This is a genomic window from Streptomyces sp. NPDC079020 (genome assembly GCF_044542225.1).
Classification (GTDB): Bacteria; Actinomycetota; Actinomycetes; order Streptomycetales; family Streptomycetaceae; genus Streptomyces.
Genome location: NZ_JBITUB010000008.1, coordinates 1 through 18922, shown reverse-complemented (window position 1 = coordinate 18922; position 18922 = coordinate 1). Strand labels below are relative to the sequence as shown.

At 69.6% G+C, this 18922-nt stretch carries 15 protein-coding genes and 2 pseudogenes; 8 read left to right on the top strand and 9 right to left on the bottom strand.

The annotated features are described in order from the left end of the window. Nucleotides 1–64 precede the first annotated feature (64 nt). From ACIGJO_RS18185 to pepN, 3 genes are all read right to left on the bottom strand, one after another. Nucleotides 65–3367 carry a S8 family serine peptidase gene (locus tag ACIGJO_RS18185; protein WP_399959058.1) on the bottom strand — a complete coding sequence of 1101 codons (3303 nt, stop codon included), beginning with the start codon at nucleotides 3365–3367 and terminating at the stop codon, nucleotides 65–67. A gap of 312 nt (nucleotides 3368–3679) precedes the next feature. Further along, nucleotides 3680–4750, bottom strand: coding sequence for a hypothetical protein (locus ACIGJO_RS18180; protein ID WP_399959056.1), 1071 nt, complete (start codon nucleotides 4748–4750; stop codon nucleotides 3680–3682). 361 nt (nucleotides 4751–5111) lie between these two features. Further along, a complete protein-coding gene (gene pepN / locus ACIGJO_RS18175; protein ID WP_399959054.1) occupies nucleotides 5112–7712 on the bottom strand; it encodes an aminopeptidase N in 2601 nt (866 codons plus the stop codon). A 146-nt stretch (nucleotides 7713–7858) separates the two neighbouring features. Here pepN and ACIGJO_RS18170 point away from each other — a divergent pair, with 146 nt between their 5' ends. From ACIGJO_RS18170 to ACIGJO_RS18160, 3 genes are all read left to right on the top strand, one after another. Beyond that, nucleotides 7859–8509, top strand: a complete 651-nt coding sequence (locus ACIGJO_RS18170; protein WP_399959052.1) for a DsbA family protein — start codon at nucleotides 7859–7861, stop codon at nucleotides 8507–8509. 312 nt (nucleotides 8510–8821) lie between these two features. Continuing rightward, the gene (locus ACIGJO_RS18165) at nucleotides 8822–9934 is read left to right on the top strand and encodes a serine hydrolase domain-containing protein (protein ID WP_399959049.1); all 1113 of its coding nucleotides are present in this window, start codon (nucleotides 8822–8824) and stop codon (nucleotides 9932–9934) included. Between the two features lie 79 nt (nucleotides 9935–10013). After that, nucleotides 10014–10574 (top strand): DinB family protein, encoded by a 561-nt coding sequence (locus ACIGJO_RS18160; RefSeq protein ID WP_399959047.1) that lies wholly within the window; start codon nucleotides 10014–10016, stop codon nucleotides 10572–10574. Between the two features lie 58 nt (nucleotides 10575–10632). On the opposite strand, the gene ACIGJO_RS18155 is transcribed toward ACIGJO_RS18160, so the two are convergent. Further along, on the bottom strand, nucleotides 10633–11790 hold the full coding sequence (locus ACIGJO_RS18155; protein ID WP_399959045.1) for a methyltransferase type 11: 1158 nt from the start codon (nucleotides 11788–11790) through the stop codon (nucleotides 10633–10635). A 203-nt stretch (nucleotides 11791–11993) separates the two neighbouring features. Between ACIGJO_RS18155 and ACIGJO_RS18150 the strand changes: the two are divergent. Further along, nucleotides 11994–12737, top strand: a pseudogene (locus ACIGJO_RS18150) (helix-turn-helix transcriptional regulator); the annotation flags it as partial. Beyond that, on the top strand, nucleotides 12734–12943 hold the full coding sequence (locus ACIGJO_RS18145) for a DUF397 domain-containing protein (RefSeq protein WP_399959043.1): 210 nt from the start codon (nucleotides 12734–12736) through the stop codon (nucleotides 12941–12943). The pseudogene ACIGJO_RS18150 and the gene ACIGJO_RS18145, both read left to right, overlap by 4 nt. 77 nt (nucleotides 12944–13020) lie before the next feature. Here the strand turns inward: ACIGJO_RS18145 and ACIGJO_RS18140 are convergent. The 3 genes and pseudogenes from ACIGJO_RS18140 to ACIGJO_RS18130 all read right to left on the bottom strand — a co-directional run. After that, nucleotides 13021–13356 (bottom strand): annotated as a pseudogene (locus tag ACIGJO_RS18140) (IS30 family transposase); the annotation flags it as partial. Continuing rightward, nucleotides 13305–13439 (bottom strand): helix-turn-helix domain-containing protein, encoded by a 135-nt coding sequence (locus ACIGJO_RS18135; protein WP_399959040.1) that lies wholly within the window; start codon nucleotides 13437–13439, stop codon nucleotides 13305–13307. The pseudogene ACIGJO_RS18140 and the gene ACIGJO_RS18135, both read right to left, overlap by 52 nt. A gap of 236 nt (nucleotides 13440–13675) precedes the next feature. Continuing rightward, nucleotides 13676–14188 carry a hypothetical protein gene (locus tag ACIGJO_RS18130; protein ID WP_399959039.1) on the bottom strand — a complete coding sequence of 171 codons (513 nt, stop codon included), beginning with the start codon at nucleotides 14186–14188 and terminating at the stop codon, nucleotides 13676–13678. Between the two features lie 201 nt (nucleotides 14189–14389). On the opposite strand from ACIGJO_RS18130, the gene ACIGJO_RS18125 reads away from it, so the two are divergent. Together ACIGJO_RS18125 and ACIGJO_RS18120 are read left to right on the top strand one after the other, a co-directional pair. Further along, nucleotides 14390–14974, top strand: coding sequence for a DinB family protein (locus ACIGJO_RS18125; protein WP_399959037.1), 585 nt, complete (start codon nucleotides 14390–14392; stop codon nucleotides 14972–14974). Nucleotides 14975–15012: 38 nt separating this feature from the next. Continuing rightward, a protein-coding gene (locus tag ACIGJO_RS18120; RefSeq protein ID WP_399959729.1) for an IS5 family transposase occupies nucleotides 15013–15830 on the top strand; the annotation gives its coding sequence in 2 pieces (ribosomal slippage) (nucleotides 15013–15355 and nucleotides 15355–15830; 819 coding nt in all). An 8-nt stretch (nucleotides 15831–15838) separates the two neighbouring features. On the opposite strand, the gene ACIGJO_RS18115 is transcribed toward ACIGJO_RS18120, so the two are convergent. Continuing rightward, a complete protein-coding gene (locus ACIGJO_RS18115) occupies nucleotides 15839–16441 on the bottom strand; it encodes a metallophosphoesterase (protein ID WP_399959035.1) in 603 nt (200 codons plus the stop codon). Further along, complete coding sequence (locus tag ACIGJO_RS18110; RefSeq protein ID WP_399959033.1) at nucleotides 16429–17034, bottom strand: rRNA adenine N-6-methyltransferase family protein; 606 nt, start codon at nucleotides 17032–17034, stop codon at nucleotides 16429–16431. The genes ACIGJO_RS18115 and ACIGJO_RS18110 overlap by 13 nt, the downstream gene beginning before the upstream one ends. Before the next feature lie 235 nt (nucleotides 17035–17269). Here ACIGJO_RS18110 and ACIGJO_RS18105 point away from each other — a divergent pair, with 235 nt between their 5' ends. Further along, on the top strand, nucleotides 17270–18592 hold the full coding sequence (locus ACIGJO_RS18105) for an XRE family transcriptional regulator (protein WP_399959031.1): 1323 nt from the start codon (nucleotides 17270–17272) through the stop codon (nucleotides 18590–18592). Nucleotides 18593–18922: the final 330 nt, after the last annotated feature.

Sequence of the window (18922 nt, the reverse complement as noted above, 5' to 3'; positions counted from 1 at the left end):
CAGCGGGGCGGGAGCTCCCGGGAGAGCGCCCGCCCCGCTGGTTGTTCCATGGATCACACAGCCGTTACGGCGCGACCTTCTCGATCACGACGCTGCCGGTGCCCGCCGCGGTTCCGCGGGGGTTCACCAGCCGGACCTCACCGAAGAACTGCCGGCCCTCGGGAGCCGCTCCGGCGACCAGGACCTCGGCGCCGACCTGGGCCGAGGCGCCGTTGGCCAGGTTCACGGCCTTCGACTCGTCGACCTTGATCGTGCCGAGCGACGGCGAGTAGAACACGTCGCGGTAGTCGTACTCGGTGGTCCCGGCCGGGACCGAGTAGCCGTCGATGACGACGGTGTACGTACCGGCGGCGGGCTTGACCAGGCTGACGGTCTCCTCGGAGCCCGCGGTGGTCGACTTGCCGGCCTCCGCGCTGCCCTTGAAGACGTACAGGTCCAGGTCGGCGTTGGCGTCCGTGGTGCCGCCGATGGCGACGTCCAGCTTCTCGACGCCCTCACCGATGGTGACCGTGGTCTCGTAGGTCTCACCCGTGGAGATCGACGGACGCTCGACGTTGGCCGAACCCAGCGCACCGCCCTTGAGCTTGCCCTCCAGGGCGGCGGCGTTGTTGGTGACCGTCCAGTTCACCGCGGCCGGGCTGCCGATCTTCGCCTCGGCGATGGTCTGCACGGCCGGGTCGAAGGACGCGCCGAGCAGGCTGACATCCAGCTTGTACGGGTTGTCCAGCAGCGGCGACGTACGGCGCGACTCGACCTCGATCTCCCAGACACCGGGCTGCGGGTCCTTGTAGGACCGCACGTCCGGGCGGCAGGTGTTGGCCGGGTTCTCGTAGTTCGGGTAGCAGTAGATCGTGGCGCTGTCCTCCATCGTGACCCCGTACGGGTGCAGGGAGATGAACCGCGTCTGGCTGCCCGAACGCAGGGCACTGAGGGCGACCTCAAGGGTCTTGGCGCCCTCCGGCACGTTCAGGAAGTACGACGTGGTGCTGTTGCGCTGCACCGAGCCGGACGACTTGAACGCGTAACCCGGCTTCTTGAGGTCGGTGGCCACGACGACGGTGGTGAGGATCTGGTGGTCCACGCCGACGGTCTTCTTGTCGTCCACCGTGAGGATCGCGCTGTGCACACCGGCCGAGCCGGGCTTCGCCTGGACCTTGACGGTGACCGGCTTGCCGAGCGGCAGCGAGACGGTGCTCGGGCCGGTCAGCTTGAAGGTGCCGTCGTTGTTCTTCCACTTCAGCTTGTGCTTGACGTTACGGTCCGGACCCGTGGTGCGGGTGACGGTGACGTCGTACGACTTCTTCTGGCCGGCCTTGAGGCCGCCCTCACGGTCGTACAGGCCCGTGCCGAAGCCCGGGTCCTTCAGCGCGAAGTCGATCGCGGTGTCGACCGGGGCCTTCACCGAGTACTCGTGCGCGGTGGCACCCTTGCCGATGGCCTTCCAGGCACCGACGATGTCGATGAGACCGGCACCCTGGGCGTGCGCGGGCACTCCCTTGATGCGGGTGGCGGTGCTGGTCAGCGCGGTGCGCAGATCGGCCGGCGGCAGCTCGATGTTCTGCTGCTTCGCGGCGGACAGCAGCAGCGCGGTGGCACCGGCGACCTGCGGCGAGGACATCGAGGTGCCCTGGAGCATGGAGTAACCCGCCGGCAGGTCGTAACCCGCCTCCTTGACCGGTCCGCCCGGCAGCCAGGTCTGGGTGGTGTTGATGGAGGAGCCCGGCCCCGTGATGACCGGGGCGAAGCCGCCGTCCTCACGCGGACCGCGCGAGGAGAAGGGCAGCATGTCGTACTTCTTGGTGACGTTCGAGCCGTAGTTGGCGGCCCATGTCTCCTTGGAGATGGACGCGCCCACCGAGATGACGTGGTCGGCGAGACCGGGGTCACCGATGGTGTTGACACCCGGACCGTCGTTGCCGGCCGAGATGACCAGCTGGACGCCGTAGATGTCGATGAGCCGCTTGTAGAGCTCGGCACGGGCGTTGTTGCCGTCGTTCAGCGGCGGCAGGCCGCCGATCGACATGTTGACGACATCGACACCGCGGTTCACGACGAGGTCGATCATGCCCTCGGTGAGCGCGATGTTGGTGCAGCCGCCGGTCCAGGTGCAGGCGCGCGAGGAGACGATCTTGGCGCCGGGCGCCGCACCGTTCATCTTGCCGCCGAACAGGCCGTTGGCCGCGGTGATGCCCGCGACATGCGTGCCGTGCGCGCCCTCGATGACACCGATGCTGACGAAGTCGGCCTTGGCGCCCGCGGCGTTGTAGACGACGTTCTTGCGGGTCTCGACGACGAACGGGATGCGCTCGACGACGTCGGTGCGCGGGTCGTCCTTGCCGAAGTAGGAGACCTGGTGCTTGTCCTTGTACGGCTTCAGGACGGTGTCGTTGGAGAAGTCCGCGTCGCTGTTCAGGTCGACGCGGGTGGTGCCGGTGACCGGGTCGTACAGCACGCCCCACGTGTCGGTGGTGTCACCGTCACGGTTGAGGTCGCCCGCCATCTCGCCGCCGAGCGTGGCGGACTCCTTGAACAGGCTGAACCGGTACGAGCCCGCGGGCGCCGAGTACGTCTTGCCCTGGGCGGTGAACGTCGGGCCGGAGACCGACTCGGTCATCCGCAGCCAGGTGCCGTCCTCGTCGTCGACCGGGTCGGTCGCGGTCACCCAGTCGACGATCTTGCGCTCGCCGGTGGTGGTCTTCTGGAGGGCCGGGTGACCGAGGTCGACGCCGGAGTCCAGGACACCGATGGTGATCCCGCGGCCGTCGGCCTTCGGGTGCTGCGCGACGAAGTCGACCGCGCCCGTCTCGAAGGAAGGGTTGTACGGGTTCTTCGCCGGAGTCTTCTTGCCCGGGGCCGGGTGACTGCCCGTGGCCTTGGCCTTCTTCGCCCCGGCGGCCCGGTCGCCCGAGGGCGTCGGGTCGTCCAGCTTGATCTCCTGCTTGAGATCGATGCCGAGGACGGACGACAGCTTCGACGCCGCCTTGATCGTCGACTCGGCCGAGGCGGTCGGTACGGTCGCGCGGACATAGCCGAGCTTGTCGTACGTCTGCCCCAGCACGGACCCCTTGACGGCGTCCAGCTGCTTGGTGACCGCCTCGGTCGCACCCGGAGTGGTGGCGACCATCATCGTGACGTTCTTCTCGCCCTTGGCCTCGGCCTTGGACAGCACGTCGGCGTCGGCCTTGCCGAGCTTGTCGGTCTTGTTGCTCGTGGCGGACGGCTTGACGGCGGGGGCCGGGTCGTCGGCGGCGAAGACCGGGGCGGCACCGGAGGCGGCCAGCGCGGCCACCAGACCGGCGGCGGCCGCGATCCGGGCCGCTCGTCTCGCCCCGGGTATGGAGCTGGGGGATTCCTTGGTCATCAGCATCCCTGGTATCTGAAAGAGAGAGTCCGGAATTGGGTACCGGATGACCGCTCACCCTTTCGTAAATGACAGGGGTTTGTGGAGAGTTGGCGGAGACGAGAATTGGACATGGCAGAGATCCGCCAACGCGGCTGATGCGTCACGAGGGATGAATGGGGCGAAAGTTGCCTCCCCGGAGCCCCGGAGCCCCGGAGCCCCGGAGCCCCGGAGCCCCGGAGCTCGGAACCCCGGAGCCCCGGAGCTCGGAACCCCGGAGCCCCGGCGCGCGGGTGGCGGCTCCCGGGGCGGAAGAGTCGTCGCGTACACGGCCGGCCTTCAGCGCGGAAGGACCATCACGTACGCGGCCGGCTCACGGCCGGCCGCCGCCATCAGCGCCGTACGCACCACCGTCGCCTGCTGCTCCGGCGACTCGCCCAGCTTCTTCGGGGTGACATGGACGACGGTGATCCCGAGCCCTTCCAGGTGATCCCGCCCGGTGGCGTACGCGGACCACTGCGCGTCGTGCTCCTCCCGGGCACCGGCGTCCGGCGGGCTGTGCCGGGGCGCCCGGGTGTCCAGCACCACCGCGACGGCCTGGTCGGGCCAGTAGGCGTCGACCCCGCCCAGCCCCGGGCCGCCCGGCAGCCGCAGCTCCACGTTCCACAGCGGGTCCGGCAGCCCCTGCTCGCGCACCATCCCGTACAGCCGCCGCTCCGCCACCGCCCGCCCCTCGGCCAGCAGCGAGTCCACGGCATCGGCCACCGGCGCCCGGAACAGCAGCTGCGCCGCGCTCAGCTCCCGTACGACCGCGGCGGGTTCGCTGTGCCCGCCCCGGACCGCCTCGGTCAGCAGCCGGCGTACGGCCGCCGCGTCCGTCAGCTCCGCCACCGCGTCGGCCAGCGCCCGCTCCACCGGCGCGACCGGCATCCCGGCGACCTGCTCGGCGCCGGGCAGTCCGGCGGACCGCAGCACCTGGACGAACCGGGTCGAGCGCAGCCGCCGGGTGCGGGGCACGAGCACATCGATCCGGCGCAGTGACATCAGGGCCGGGGCGGACCCGAAGCCGTACAGCGTGAGCGCCGCGAGACCCGTGACCATCGCCGCCCCGTACCCGGACCCCGCCCGCGCGGCCGCGGCCTGCGGGGACCCCGCCCGTCGTCCCGGGGCCGGTGTACGCCCCGCGTAGAGAAGTGCGCCGTGCAGCCGCTCCGCACCTGTGGGCGGCTCCGGGTGCAGCAGATAGACCCCTGGCAGTAACTGCTGCCAGGGTCCGCCCGGCAGACACTGTGCGGCGGTCTGCGCGGCGGACACCCCCCGCGCCCGCAACTGGGCGGAGGACAGCACGCGTTGGCGGACCTCGTGGAGATGGTTCAGGGGGTAGGAGGGGAGCGGGGTGTTCTGGGTCATGCCCGGGGGCTTCCCGCTCGACGCGGGAGCGCTAACCCCTGTTACACGCCCGTCGACAATTCAGGACAACGCTGTCCTAAAGGACGGATGTTCGACGGCCGAAAAGAGCCGTGACGCAGCGGATTGTGCCGGGGCGCCACGAGCAGGTGTGCGAGCGCCTCCCGAGCGCCCTTCGCGCACCCCTTCCACAGACTCTTCGCGCAATCCCCTCACGCAAGACGCCCGTGCAAGCCGCCCCTCCCGGCTGCCGGTGCAAGCAGCCCCTCCCGGCCGCCCCGTCCCACCGCGAGGGCGGAGACGCGCTCGCGCGGGAACCCCTCATGTGAGGGTTCCCACCGCGAGCGCGTCTCCTCCGTGCGGCTCAGGCCTTCTTGTCGCACTCCTGGGCGCGCAGCGCACGCGCCAGGTCGTCGCGGGCCTCCAGCACCAGACGGCGCAGCGCCGGTGCCGCGTCCGGGCGCGCGGCCAGCCACGCGTCCGTCGCCGCGAGCGTGGCCGGGTCGTCCTGGAGCCCCGGGAAGAGCCCCTTGACCACGTCCATGCCGATCTGGATGGAACGCTCGGCCCACACCCGCTCGATCGCCTCGAAGTACGCGGCGGAGTGCGGCGCCAGCAGTTCGCGCTGCGAGGGCTGCACGAAGCCCGCGATGGTCGCCTCGACCAGCGCGTTGGACAGCTGGTCCGACTCCACGACCGCCGCCCAGGCCTGCGCCTTCACCGCGGCCGAGGGCCGCGAGGCCAGACAGCGCACCTGGTGCCGCTTGCCGGACGCCGTGTCGTCGCGGGCCAGTTCGGCGTCGATGACCGACTCGTCGGCCACCCCGTGCGAGGCCAGCGGGGACAGGAACGCCCAGCGCAGCTCCTGGTCGACGTCCAGACCCTCGATCCGGGCGGTGCCGTCGAGCAGTCCGCCCAGCAGCTGGAAGTCCGCCTCCGAGGTGGCGGTCGCCGCGAAGAACCGGGCCCAGGTCAGCTGGTGCTGGCTGCCCGGCTCGGCGAGCCGCAGCTCGTGCAGGGCGCCCTCGGCCAGTGCCGTGCCGCCCTCCTCGCGCCAGGCGGGATCGGCGTAGTGCGTCAGCGCCGACTGCGTCCACGCGTGCAGCATCTGGAGCACGCCGATGTCCGACTCCCGGCCGGAGAACGCCAGCACCAGGTGGACGAAGTCGCGGGCGGGCATCAGCCCGTCGCGCGTCAGGTTCCACAGGGCCGACCAGCACAGCGCCCGCGCGAGCGGGTCGGTGATGGCGCCGAGGTGCTCACGCAGGGTGGCGAGCGAGACCTCGTCGAAGCGCACCTTGCAGTACGTCAGGTCGTCGTCGTTGACCAGGATCAGCTCGGGCCGCTCGGCCCCGGCCAGCTCCCCGACCACCGTGCGGGGCCCGGCGACGTCCACCTCGGCGCGGGCGTAGCGCACCAGGCCGCCGTCCGGGTTGCGCCGGTACAGACCCACCGCGACGCGGTGCGGGCGCAGCTCCGGGTGCGACTCGGCGGCCTCCTGGACCACGGCCAGCTCGGTGATCCGCCCGGCCCCGTCGTACGTGGCGACGGGGGTGAGCACATTGACACCCGCGGTCTGGAGCCAGGAGTGGGACCAGGCGCTCATGTCGCGGCCGGACGTCTCGGCCAGCACCGAGAGCAGGTCGCCCAGCTGGGTGTTGCCGTACGCGTGCTGCTTGAAGTAGCGCCGTGCGCCTTCCAGGAACGCGTCCCGTCCGACGTACGCCACCAGCTGCTTCAGGACGGAGGCGCCCTTGGCGTACGTGATGCCGTCGAAGTTCAGCTTGGCGTCCTCCAGGTCACGGATGTCGGCCGTGATCGGGTGCGTGGAGGGGAGCTGGTCGGCGCGGTAGGCCCAGGCCTTGCGGTTGTTGGCGAAGGTGATCCAGCCGTTGGTGAAGCGGGTCGCCTCGACCATGGAGAAGGTCCCCATGAAGTCGGCGAAGGACTCCTTCAGCCACAGGTCGTCCCACCACTGCATGGTGACCAGGTCGCCGAACCACATGTGCGCCATCTCGTGCAGGATGACGTTGGCCCGGCGCTCGTAGGAGGCCGAGGTGACCTTGCCGCGGTAGATGTACTCCTCGCGGAAGGTGACACAGCCCGGGTTCTCCATGGCGCCGAGGTTGTACTCGGGCACGAAGGCCTGGTCGTACTTGCCGAACGGGTACGGGTAGTCGAAGTGGTCGTGGAAGAAGTCCAGACCCTGCTTGGTGACGAGGAAGATGTCGTCGGTGTCGAAGTGACGGGCCAGCCCCTTGCGGCACATCGCCCCGAGCGGGATCTCCAGCTTGGAGCCGTCCTCGAAGGTACGGGTGTAGTGGTCGGTCTCGTAGTGGTACGGACCGGCGACGACGGTCGTGATGTACGTGGAGATCGGCTTCGTCTCGGCGAAGGTCCACACCTCGCCCTCGTGGGACTCCTCGGCCCCGTTGCTCCACACGCGCCAGCCCTCCGGCGCGGTCACCCGGAAGCGGTACGGCGCCTTCAGGTCGGGCTGCTCGAAGTTGGCGAAGACCCGCCGGGCGTCGGCCGGCTCGTACTGCGTATAGAGGTAGACCTCGCCGTCCTCCGGGTCGACGAACCGGTGCATGCCCTCGCCGGTCCGGCTGTAGGCGCACTGTGCGTCGACCACCAGGACGTTCTCGCCCTCGACGAGGGAGTCCAGCGCCACCCGGGTCCCGTCGAAGACGGCCGCCGGGTCCAGGGCCGTACCGTTCAGCGTCACCGCGTTGACGCTCGGCGCCACCAGGTCGGCGAAGGACGAGGCCCCGGCGCGGGCCGCGCGGAAGCGGATGGTGGTCAGCGAGCGGAAGGTCCGCGGACCGGTGCCGCCGGCCTCCCCGTCGCCCCCGTCGGGCTCACCGACGGCGGAACGGAGGTCGAGCGCGACCTCGTATCCGTCGACGGTCAGCAGCTCGGCCCGCTCATGGGCCTCGTCGCGGGACAGGTTTTCACCGGGCACGGGCACTCCTTCGTGACGCGCGTTTTGTGTCGTGTTCGAACACCTTTGATCCTCGCATGCGGCCCGGAGCGCCGGTATCCGGGAATGGGCGAACCGCCCTGCGGTGTTCTGCCGCACAGGTGGGAACCGCCCTCTTGAGGAGAGACATGTCTGACAACAGCACGGTGAACGGCAGGACTCCGGTCGACTTCTGGTTCGATCCGCTCTGCCCCTGGGCGTGGATGACCTCGCGCTGGATGCTGGAGGTGGAGAAGGTCCGCGACGTCCAGGTCCGCTGGCACGTGATGAGCCTGGCCGTCCTGAACGAGGACAAGCTCGACGAGCTGCCCGAGGAGTACCGCGACCTCCTGGCGAACAAGGCCTGGGCCCCGGTCCGTGTGGTCATCGCCGCCCGGCAGAAGCACGGCGACGAGGTCGTCGGCCCCCTTTACACCGCGCTCGGCACCCGTATCCACAACAACGGCGAGGGCCCGACCCGCGAGGCGATCGCCGGAGCCCTTGAGGACGTGGGCTTGCCCGCGGACCTCCTGGAGTACGCCGACTCCGACACGTACGACACCGAGTTGCGTGCCTCCCACAAGGAGGGCATCGACAAGGTCGGCCAGGAAGTCGGCACCCCGGTGATCGCCGTACCGGGCGCGGACGGCGAGCAGATCGCCTTCTTCGGCCCCGTCGTGACCCCCGCTCCCAAGGGCGAGGAGGCGGCGAAGCTGTGGGACGGCACGCTGCTGGTCGCGTCGATCCCGGGCTTCTACGAGATCAAGCGGACCCGGACGCAGGGCCCGATCTTCGACTGAGCTCGTCCCGCGGTCCGGTTCGTGGCCTGTTTCATGGTTCGTTCCGCGGTTCGTGTCCGAGGGCGGGCGGGTGGTGCGGGGTTCCGGCCGGAGCCCCGCACCACCCCGGAGCCGGCGGCGGCTCCGGGGGATAGCCCCACCAGGAACGGGCAGCTAGCGGGATCGCTCCGGACAGCCGCTTCCGGAAATGCTGGGGGCCCGGCGACACCGCCGGGCCCCCAGCATTTCCGTAGGAGTTGGCGCGTGCGCAAGCAGGCATGGCAGAAGTCTTTTTCTTCCGGGCGACGGCTGCGGGGTGGCCGGCGCGGAGCCGTGTCCGCCGCGGCCGCGGTGGTCGTGGGCGTCATGACGGTGGGGGTCCTCGCGCCGCCGGCGTTCGCCGCCTCCCGGCCGGACGCCCCCCGGCCGGACGCCGTCCAGCGGAATCTGAACTCGCTGGTGAACACCCATGGCATGCCCGCCGCGCTGGCGAGCGTCACGGACCGCGCGGGCCACCACCGGACCTACACGGCAGGGGTGGGCGACCTGGCCACCGGGGCGAAGGTGCCCAGAGACGGTCAGGTGCGGGTCGGCAGCAACACCAAGACGTTCACGGCCGTGGTCGCGCTGCAACTGGTCGGCGAGGGGAAGATCCGCCTCGGCGCCCGGGTCGAGACCTATCTGCCCGGCCTCGTCCGCGGGGACGGGATCGACGGACGCCGCATCACCGTCCGCCAGCTCCTCCAGCACACCAGCGGACTGCCCAACTACACCGACTACGACATCCAGCCCCGGTACTACGACCCCCAGGAGCTCGTCGGCATCGCCCTCCAGCACAAGGCCGAATTCGACCCCGGGAAGAGCTGGAAGTACAGCAACACGAACTACGTACTGGCCGGCCTGATCATCGAGAAGGTCACCGGCCGCCCGCTCGCCGAGGAATTGGACCGGCGCATCATCAAGCCCCTCGGGCTGCGCCACACCTATTTCCCCGCCCCCGGTGACGTGACCATCCGGGAACCCCACCCCAAGGGCTACTACCCGCTCTCGGAGGGCGCGCCGCTGACCGACTTCACGGAGACGGACCCCTCCTGGGGCTGGGCGGCGGGTCAGCTGATCTCCACCAACTCCGACCTCAACCGGTTCTTCTCCGCGCTCCTGGGCGGCCGCCTCCTCCCACCGGCCCAGCTCGCCCGGATGCGTACCGACACCCGCCCCGCCGACGCCACCTTCGGCACCGGTGCCCGCTACGGACTGGGACTCATGAGCAAACCCCTGTCGTGCGGCGGCGTCTACTGGGGCCACGGCGGCAGCTTCCCGGGATACGAGACCCGGGGCGGCGTGAACAGGGAGGGCCGCGCCGTGAACATCGCGGTGACCACTCAGCCGTCCGCCGAGGCGGACAAGGTGCTGGAGAAGGCCGTGGACACGGCGCTGTGCGGCTGACCCTCTCCCGAACTCCATTCGCCGGGGCGGCAGAGAAAAAGGACTGGCGGACTCGGCCACTCACACCCGAGCATGACGCATGAGTGATCAACCCGCACGATGGAGCCAGGCAACGGTCTACCCCGACATGTGGGCCGACCCGGACAACGACCCCCGCGAGAACAACGGCGGCAGTCCGGACGGCGAGCTTCCGACGCTGCTGGACTTCCTGTCGGGATACCGCCTGACGCTGCGGATGAAGTGCGAGGGACTGGACCCGGAACAACTGGCCCGCCGTTCGGTTCCGCCGTCGACGATGTCGCTGCTCGGCCTGATCCGGCACCTCGCCGAGGTGGAGCGGGACTGGCGCAACTGGATCAGCCACGATGAACCGCTGCCGAAGCTGTACGGCAGACGCGACGCGGACTTCGACGGGGCCGTCGCCGATCAGGCCGTGGTCGACGCCTCGTACGCCGATCTGGAGCGCGAGCAGGCCGCACTCGACGCCGCGCTGGCCGAACACCCGGATCTGGGCGAACGCCTGGGCAGGGAAGACATCGCGGTCCGGGAACTGATGGTGCACAGGATCGAGGAGTACGCCCGCCACTGCGGGCACGCGGACCTGCTGCGCGAGTGCGTGGACGGCAGGGTGGGCCAGTAGCGGAGAGCCGGTGGCGGGCACCGGCGGCGGGCACAGGCCGGCCACCTGCGCCCCGGGCTCATCGCCGGGCCCGTTCACCCAGGGAGGCGCGCCAGTTCCCCCGGGACAGGTGCACCACTCCGTCAGGGGTGATCCGGGCCCGCGCGCCGAGCAGAGGCAGCGAGCCCTGCGTGTTCGAGAGCGTGCGGATGCGTTCCAGAGCGGTCCACAACCTTCGTGGGCCGCTCTGGTGCACTTCCGGCGGGTCGGTCCGCTCGGCGGATGCCCGAGCCCAGGAACCGTCCGGATGCACCAGGTACGCGGTGCGTTTCCTCCCCTCCGTACGGAAGCCGAGTTCCACACCAGGGGTGGTGACCTCCAGCATGGACCGGAGCTCCCACGCCTCGGCCACGTTCACCACGGGATAGCGGCCAGTGGAGGTGACCTCCCCGTCGGTCTCTCCGGCCAGGGCGAACAGCCCGGTGAGCGGAGGCGGGTAGTCGTCCCCGGACCGGGCGGGCATGAACCCGGCCATGTCCCGTTCCACCTGTCCCACCACGTCGCCGTTGGCACGCTTCCACCCGGTCACGATGAGCGTCGTCCCGCTGAGGGCCGTCACGATCCGCCCACCCGGCACCAGAGCGGCGAGCACCGGACGGAGCCCCGGTCCGGCGGGCAGCCCGACCGTCGAGACGATGCGCTCGTACGCCCCCGGCACCTGGTCGGTCCCGTCTGCGGTGACGAACTCCGGGTACAGCCCCATTCCGGCGAGCCGTGCACCAGCCGTGCCGGTCAGACAGGGGTCTATGTCCAGGCTCGTGACGTGCTGGTCGCCCAGCCGGTGACAGGCGTACGCGGTGAGCCCGCCGGCCCCGGTGCCCAGAGCGAGCATCGGCAGTCCCGCTCCGAGCCGTGCGTACCGGAGCACCCGCACGACCAGGCTCGGCATGGTGGCCGATGATGTGGGCAGCCCCTCGGCCCGGTCTCCGGGCTTCGCCCGGTCGGCGTGCGACGCGCCAACCCTGGTCACCAACGACCGGTCGGAGTAGGCAGCTTCGGCCCATCCCCTGGGGTCGCCCGAGCCATCGTGGAGTACCCATCCGCCGCCGGAGCCGTCACGGTCCCACCAGCGCGGGACCAGCTGATGACGGGGTACGCGGGCCATCGGGGCGAGCCAGCGTGAATCGGGGTCGGTCACGCGATCCGCGAGTGCGACTGCGGATTTCTGCCAGTCCATGCGAGGCTCTCTCCTTCGTTTCTGTTGGTGGTCCGGTTCGGCGGGGTGGGCCGTCCGGCGAGCGTGAGGTGCAGGCCGGTGGCGGGGTCGGTGACGGTGAGCAGGGGGGGGTGTGGGGGTCGGTTTCGAGGCGGTGCAGGGCGTCGGCCTGGTGGTGGTCGTGGGTGGCCCAGGTGCGGAGTGCTTCGGGGGCGTCGGTGCTGTGGACGCAAGTCGAGTTGGGGGAGCACATGAGGTGCTCCGGAACGCACATTTCTGCCGTTGAAACTGGTCGACGCTCTCCAACTACCCGTTTCGCGCGAAGTGCTGACCGGGCGCTAGGTACGGGGGACAGGCTCGAACGTCAGAGTCGGGCTGTTCGGCATACGGCACTTCTCGACGGCTTTCCGGAGTACGTCACACAGGAGGCTCGCGCGGCAGAGATCCGGCTCTACGAGGTCGGTGTGATGCCCGGAATACTTCAGACATCCGCGTACGCTTCGGCACTCACCGCCCGCACGGTCGAGCGCGGAGCTATCACGTCCGAGCAGGGTGATGAGCGAATCGCGCTCGTGGCGGAGCGTCAGGCATCCCTGAAACGGACACCGCCACCGTTGGTGTTCGTTGTGCTGGACGAAAGCTGCCTGAGAAGGCCTGTCGGCAGCTCCACCACCATGAACGGTCAGTTGGAGCGGCTGATCGAGTTCGCTGGCCTACCGAACGCAGTCCTTCAGGTCGCCCCGTTCGACATGGGCGACCGTCGTCCGCTCAGCTTGCCGCTCTACGTTCTGACGATGGAAAATCGCTCCCTCGTCTCGTACGCGGAGTCCGCGCAGCGTGGGCGGCTCGAACGGGAAAGCACAGCCGTAGTGCCCCTGTTGACCGCCTACCATCAGTTGCAGGCCGAAGCGCTCTCGCAAGCGGCATCCGTGGCCATGATCGAGCAGTTACGAAAGGGCACTCTGTGACGACCGAATCCCCTCATTGGTTCAAGTCTTCATACAGCGAGAACGGCGGCGCCTGTGTGGAGGTAGCCGCCAACCTCGCCGCCTCGCGTGGCGTGGTTCCCGTACGTGACTCCAAGGATCTGTGCGGCCCTACCCTGGACCTTCGCGCTGACACGTTTGCGTCGTTCGTGGCAGGCGTGAAGGCCGGAGAGTTCGGCACCGTCTGAACATCCGATTCATCACACCCGATTCAGCGTCGCCCCATTGTGCCGGGGCGAATTCCAGAGGTGGTCGCAACACGTGATCACTGACGTGTGGTGGCGAGCAGTTTAGACAGACGCTCGGCTGGGGTTTCCCAGCCGAGCGTTTTGCGTGGTCGGCTGTTCAGCTCGGCGGCCACCATGTCGAGATGCTCGCGGCTGTGCTTGGACAGATCGGTGCCCTTGGGGAAGTACTGCCGGAGCAAGCCGTTCGTGTTCTCGTTCGAGCCGCGCTGCCAGGGGCTCGCCGGGTTGCAGAAGTAGACCGGCATGTTCGCCGCGGTGGAAAAGGGCTGGTGCCCTGCCATCTCGCTGCCCTGATCCCAGGTCAGTGACCGTCGCAGGTGGGGCGGCAGCTGGCTGATGGTGGCGGCGAGTGCCAGCCGTTGCGCCATCTCTTCCCTGTCCGCCGGTTGATCCCGACGATCCGGCTGGCTTCGCTGTTGCCGTAGCCCTGCTGCATGAGCTGAAGGTATGCCTCGCGCTCACGCGTCAGACGGCGCCCCCCCCGGGCCCCCGGGTCTCCCGGATCTCAAACTCCATCGCATCCCCTGAGCTGGGGTGTTGCGACGACCACTAGAACTCAAGTCCGCATGGTGGGGCTTCGTGCTGCCCGGACCGCCCCAGGTCCTACGCCGAGCCCGCCCAGCCTGACTGATTGGGCCGGAAAGCGCTTCTCCGCACCGCAAGTTGGCGTCCCTACCATCGGCTACAGACCACCCCGACCTGCTGACCGGTGGCCAGATCCCGCACCCGCACCGTTCCATACCTGCTGCTGGTGACGGCGACCGGACGGCCCTCCCACACCCCCGTCGCTACTGCACTCACCGTGCTGGTGTGACCGGTGAGGGGCTGCCCGAGGCTGCGATCGACCATGCCGCCAGTCGTCCACTCAACCCCCCACCGCGCGGCGGGTTCGCTCTCCACCAGTACGGCGGTGATCCGTGCCGCCAGTCCCCGATCCCCGTACCGGGTCGCGTCCAACGCCAGCAACTGCCTCCGCACCCCCGCGCCGGCCTCACGGTGCAGGTGCGCCGACGCCCCGTACACCGCCCCCGCCAGCCGCCCAGCAGGCCCCGAAGCCGCACCCACCAGCCCCAGCGCCTCCTCCGGGTCGGCATTCACCAGAAACCCTGGATCCGCCAACCGCCCGACCGCGCCCGCGCCCGCAAGCACGGCCTCAACCCCGTCAACGTTCAGGTCATCGGACATGCCCGGATCCTCCCGGCCTACCTGGCGACCCTGGACTCTGTTGACCGTGGCCTGTACCCGCTCGGCGCAGGGCCTGCGCGCCTGCGAGCTTCTTGTAGCAGGTCAGGGCGGCGGCCACGGCCAGGCCTCGGCTCTGCCAGTCGTTGCGGACCGCGTACGGGACCTTGAGACCACGAGCAGCCCATGGCAGGCTCATGCCCCATGATCGATGAATTCGCGAAGGACAGTCTGCACGGGAGACTGCGGCGGGACCGCGAGGCGCTGCTCTGGAAACTCGACGGCTTGTCCGAATACGACGCCCGCCGGCCGTTGACAGCTACCGGGACCAACCTCCTCGGCCTGGTCAAACACGTGGCCACCGTCGAGGCCGGGTACTTCGGCGAGGTCTTCGACCGCCCTTCCCCGGAGCCGCTGCCCCGGTGGCAGGACTCCGACGGCAGCGATCTGTGGGCGGCCGAGGACGAGACCCGCGATCAGATCATCGGGTTCTACCGGCGCACGTGGGAACACTCGGACGCGACGATCGACGAGCTTCCCCTCGACGCCCCCGGCCACGTGCCGTGGTGGCCGGAGCCTTATGCCGACACGAACCTGTTCGCCGTCATGGTCCATGTCCTCGGCGAGTCCAACCGGCATGCCGGGCACGCCGATATCCTGCGCGAGGGCCTCGACGGCCGGACCGGGCTGCGCCCCGAACACGAGAAGCAGATCGACGAGGAAGCCCGCGCAGCCTACTGCGCGAAGATCGAGCAGGCCGCCAGGTCGGCCGCACCGATCAAGGCTTAGACCGTGTCCTATGTGGTGAGGTGGTCGTTGGGCTCATCATGGGGCGGGGTACGTGGAGTTGGATTGTTCCGGACGGGCTGTGGGAGATCGCGGAGCCGCTGATCCCGCCGTCGAAGGTGCGGCCGCAAGGTGGCGGCACGCAGGACACGCCTGATGAGACGGTGTTCGCGGCCATCATCTACGTGCTGGTCAGCGGCTGTGCCTGGCGCGCGTTGCCGCCATGCTTCGGGATATCGAAGTCGACGGCTCATCGCAGGTTCGTGATCTGGTCGCGGGCCGGCGTGTGGGGCCGACTGCACGAGGAGATCGTGCACCGGCTCTACGACGCCAGCCTGCTCGACTTGTCGCGCGCTGTCCTCGACTCCGCCCACGTGCGCGCTAAAAAGGGGGCGAACACACAGGTCCAAGCCCCGTGGACCGGGGCAAGCCGGGCTCCAAGATGCACGTCCTGTCGGACGCGAACGGACTGCCCCTGGTCGTCGGCGTCTCCGCGGCCAACGTCCACGACAGCCTCGCGCTGAAGCCCATGGTCGCCGGTCACCAAACGAGACACGACCCACACCGTGGCCGGCACTTCAAGCCTCAGCGACTTCACGCTGACAAGGCGTACGACGTTCCTCACCTGCGCAAATGGCTACGCGGCAAACGCATCGGCGTCCGCATTGCACGCAAGGGCATCGAGTCCAGCGAACGACTCGGCCGCCGAAGGTGGGTCATCGAGCGGACCATGTCCTGGCTCACGGGCTACCGCCGGCTCAACCACCGCTACGAACGAAATCCCCGCAACTACCTGGCCTTTCCCGGCCTCGCCGCAGCCCTCTGCTGCTACAAGCGACTCGTCCGACTCACCACATAGGACACGGTCTAAGCCCAGTGCGTCCATGGCGAGTGGCAGTGCGAGGCGATCACCGTGGTCAGCGGCCAGCCCGACTCCTGGTCGGCGGCATCGGCGAGGAAACCGCTATGGCTCACCGCCACCACCACGTCGGCCCCCGCCGACCGCAGGGCATCGGCCTCGGCGGCGACCAGCGCGGCCGTCGGAGCCCGATAGGTGAACCCTGCGCGCTCAGCCGGAGGAATCGCCTCGTACGCCTGCTCGCCCAGGTACCCGACGATCCCGACCCGAAGTGACGCCCCGTGCAGCACCAGCCCGGCCGTCCAGCGGCCGGCGAAGGTGCGCGGCGGAGAGACGTTGGCGCAGACGACCGGAGGGAAAGTCTCGGGATGGCGCAGCCGCATCAGATCGGGCAGGTCGTGGTTGCCGGGGACGACCGCGTCGTACAGCTCGGCCAGGAGGGCCTCCTCCACCCGGCCGGCGGAGTAGGTGTGGAAGGCACTGCCGGAGAAGAAGTCTCCGGCGTCGATGGTGAGGGCCCCGGCCTTCCGCGCGATGCGCAGAGCCGACAGGGCGCGGTGGCCGTCGGGCAGCGAGGAGTGGAAGCAGCCCGTGGCGATCAGCTCCTGCATGTCGACCTCCGGCTGATCGCGAGGACCCGCAGCACAGTGGGCGCAGGTGGCCAGAAGGAGGACCGGGCGATGCCGTCGACCTCTTCGACTACCAAGTCCGCGCAGCTGGTGAGTAGCTGGGCGCTGGCACTGGGTACGACCACGAGCCCGTACTCCACGCGGGGGCAGGTGAACACATGCCGGATCAGGTCGGCGGACAGCTCGGGGTCGAACGGCATGATGGACACCAGCGCGCTGCCGAGATCCAGGCCGTCGTCCAGCTCGACGCGGCGTACGTCGTCGAAGGTGACACGGGCCCGGGTCCCGAACGGGGCAAGTCGCCCCGTCAGGTGGTCCCGCAGCCGCTCGTCCTTCTCCACCGCCCAGATGCGGTGTCCGGCGGTCGCAATCGCGGACGAGAGCGTGCCCAGCCCCGCTCCGACCTCCAGCACCTGCGCTCCCGCCGGAATGCCCGCTCGCTCCAGCAGGACGTGAGCTGCGTTCGGGGTCCGCAGGAAGTGCTGCCCGAGATCTCCACGGGTCTGGAAACCAAGAGCGGCGTAACGGTCGGCCACGCCGACGACTTCGTCCACCGTCAAGGGTCGCTTGATCACCGAGGAAGTCCTTTCGCCAGGCACCTGCTCGGCGTCGAGGGACGCAGCCGGGTGCGCAAACAGGGGCGCCGCGCATACGGAACCGGGGTGTTGCGCCGCAGCGCTTGAAAGTTCGCTGGGGTGCTTGAGTGTCGGCCAACTGTGTGTAGGGCCAAAGGGTTTGGCGGGAGTCCCGCGGGAGTCCCGTCGCCTGCGGCAGCACGCTCAGACCGTGCCTGACTGATTGGATTTGGTCGTGGACGAGTACGAGCGCACACCCCACCCGCTGGCTGCGCTGCGAATCGCGCTGGGATTCACCCGCGTTGAGTTCGCCGAGGCCGTGCACGGCGCTGCCGGTCGTCGCGGCCTTCGCTCCGGCGTCGACAAAGCCCGGGTTCGCAAGTGGGAGGTCAACGGAGTACGGCCCGACGCCGTCTCCCAGACCTACATCGCGGAGGTCCTGGGCATCCCGGCCGGTGACGTCGACCCTGCCGCCTGGCCGGCCTGGCTTCCAAGCGTCGACAGGGGTGTCGTACCGCTCGGCCACGCCAACACCGTGCCCGCTCTGCGAGAGGCCCTGCACACCATGGACCGTCGTACCCTCCTCAGCACCATCCCCGGATCCGCACTTATCGTCCTGGCCGGAAGCTGGGCCGGAACCGAACCCACGGCTCTCGCCGCCGGGCCCCCACGACCCGGCGCCGCGGTGGGCGACGATGTCGTGGCTCTGCTGGAGGAGGCCAGCGCCCGCCTCAACGCGCTGGCCACCGAACAACGCCAGCACATCGCGCCCCTCTACGACGCGCACCTCGCTCGCGTCACCGACCTGCTCGACGAGCAGCGCTACTCCCGCCCCGTGGGAGTGCGCCTGCACAAGCTCGCCGCCAGCCTCTCCCAGACGGTCGCCTGGATCCGCTTCGACCACGGCCAGCACGGCCCCGCCAGCCGGTACTGGATCGCCGGGCTGCACAACGCCCATGCCGGGGACGACCGGGACATGGGCGCGGCACTCCTCAGCGACCTCGCCTACCAGGCCTCCTGGCGGGACGATCCCACCACCGCCGCTGGCCTTCTGACCAAGGCGCTGAGCCGCACCACCCACCCCGCAGCCAGCTCGCTGCTGCACCTGCGCCTGGCGCGCGCCCAAGCCGCGCTCGGCGAACGCCGTGCCACCCTGCACTCCCTGAACACGGCAGAACGCCTGCTCAGCGCCGGGGACGCGGGCGACATCCCCGCCTGGTGCTCGTGGATGTCGCACGCCGACCTCGCTGTCGACTCCGGCCGCTGCCTGCTCGACCTCGGCGATACCACGCAGGCACACAGCCTCATCGCCGAAGGCCAAGCGCTTCTGCCGGCCAGCCGAGACAAGACTCGCGGCATCTTCCTGGCATACCGGGCTCAGGGTCACCTCAGCCGTCGCGAGCCCGAAGCCGCAGCTGCCGATGCCCTCGAAGCGTTCCACCTGGCCGAACGGATCGGAGCCCCGCGGTGCGTTCAGCTCGTCCGTGATCTGGTCCCCGCCTTCACTCCTTACCGGACCGCGGACGGCGTACCTGAACTGCTGCACGCCGTCGCATAATCTCGGGCAGGAAAGGCACGCGGATGCCGTCGTTGCCGTACATTCCTCGGGCTTCCCGTCCACCTGGTGACCGAGCTGCGGTGCCGCTGCGCGCCCGTGATCTTTCTTCGTGAGTTGTGAACGTGGCGGCTACGGCCACCGGAGGGACCTAGACAGGAGTCGACCACCGGACTCGCACCCCTCGGCGCCATACGCCCCGCTCAAGCAGTTGGCACAACTGCTGGTCCATGACGCATGACGGCGGCCGTGGCAAAGTCCAGGTGTGCGGCCAGCCGAGTCCAGGCTGATGGCCACCGGAAATCCAGGTGGACGGCCGTCTGATCAGTGGTG

What these genes read in the sequence shown, in the direction of transcription:
- ACIGJO_RS18185 (WP_399959058.1), bottom strand. Translation starts at nt 3,367, where the DNA reads ATGCTGATGACCAAGGAATCCCCCAGCTCCATACCCGGGGCGAGACGA.
- ACIGJO_RS18130 (WP_399959039.1), bottom strand. Translation starts at nt 14,188, where the DNA reads ATGTCCGATGACCTGAACGTTGACGGGGTTGAGGCCGTGCTTGCGGGC.
- ACIGJO_RS18115 (WP_399959035.1), bottom strand. Translation starts at nt 16,441, where the DNA reads ATGCAGGAGCTGATCGCCACGGGCTGCTTCCACTCCTCGCTGCCCGAC.
- ACIGJO_RS18135 (WP_399959040.1), bottom strand. Translation starts at nt 13,439, where the DNA reads ATGCAGCAGGGCTACGGCAACAGCGAAGCCAGCCGGATCGTCGGGATC.
- ACIGJO_RS18155 (WP_399959045.1), bottom strand. Translation starts at nt 11,790, where the DNA reads ATGGACTGGCAGAAATCCGCAGTCGCACTCGCGGATCGCGTGACCGAC.
- ACIGJO_RS18125 (WP_399959037.1), top strand. Translation starts at nt 14,390, where the DNA reads ATGATCGATGAATTCGCGAAGGACAGTCTGCACGGGAGACTGCGGCGG.
- ACIGJO_RS18170 (WP_399959052.1), top strand. Translation starts at nt 7,859, where the DNA reads ATGTCTGACAACAGCACGGTGAACGGCAGGACTCCGGTCGACTTCTGG.
- ACIGJO_RS18180 (WP_399959056.1), bottom strand. Translation starts at nt 4,750, where the DNA reads ATGACCCAGAACACCCCGCTCCCCTCCTACCCCCTGAACCATCTCCAC.
- ACIGJO_RS18160 (WP_399959047.1), top strand. Translation starts at nt 10,014, where the DNA reads ATGAGTGATCAACCCGCACGATGGAGCCAGGCAACGGTCTACCCCGAC.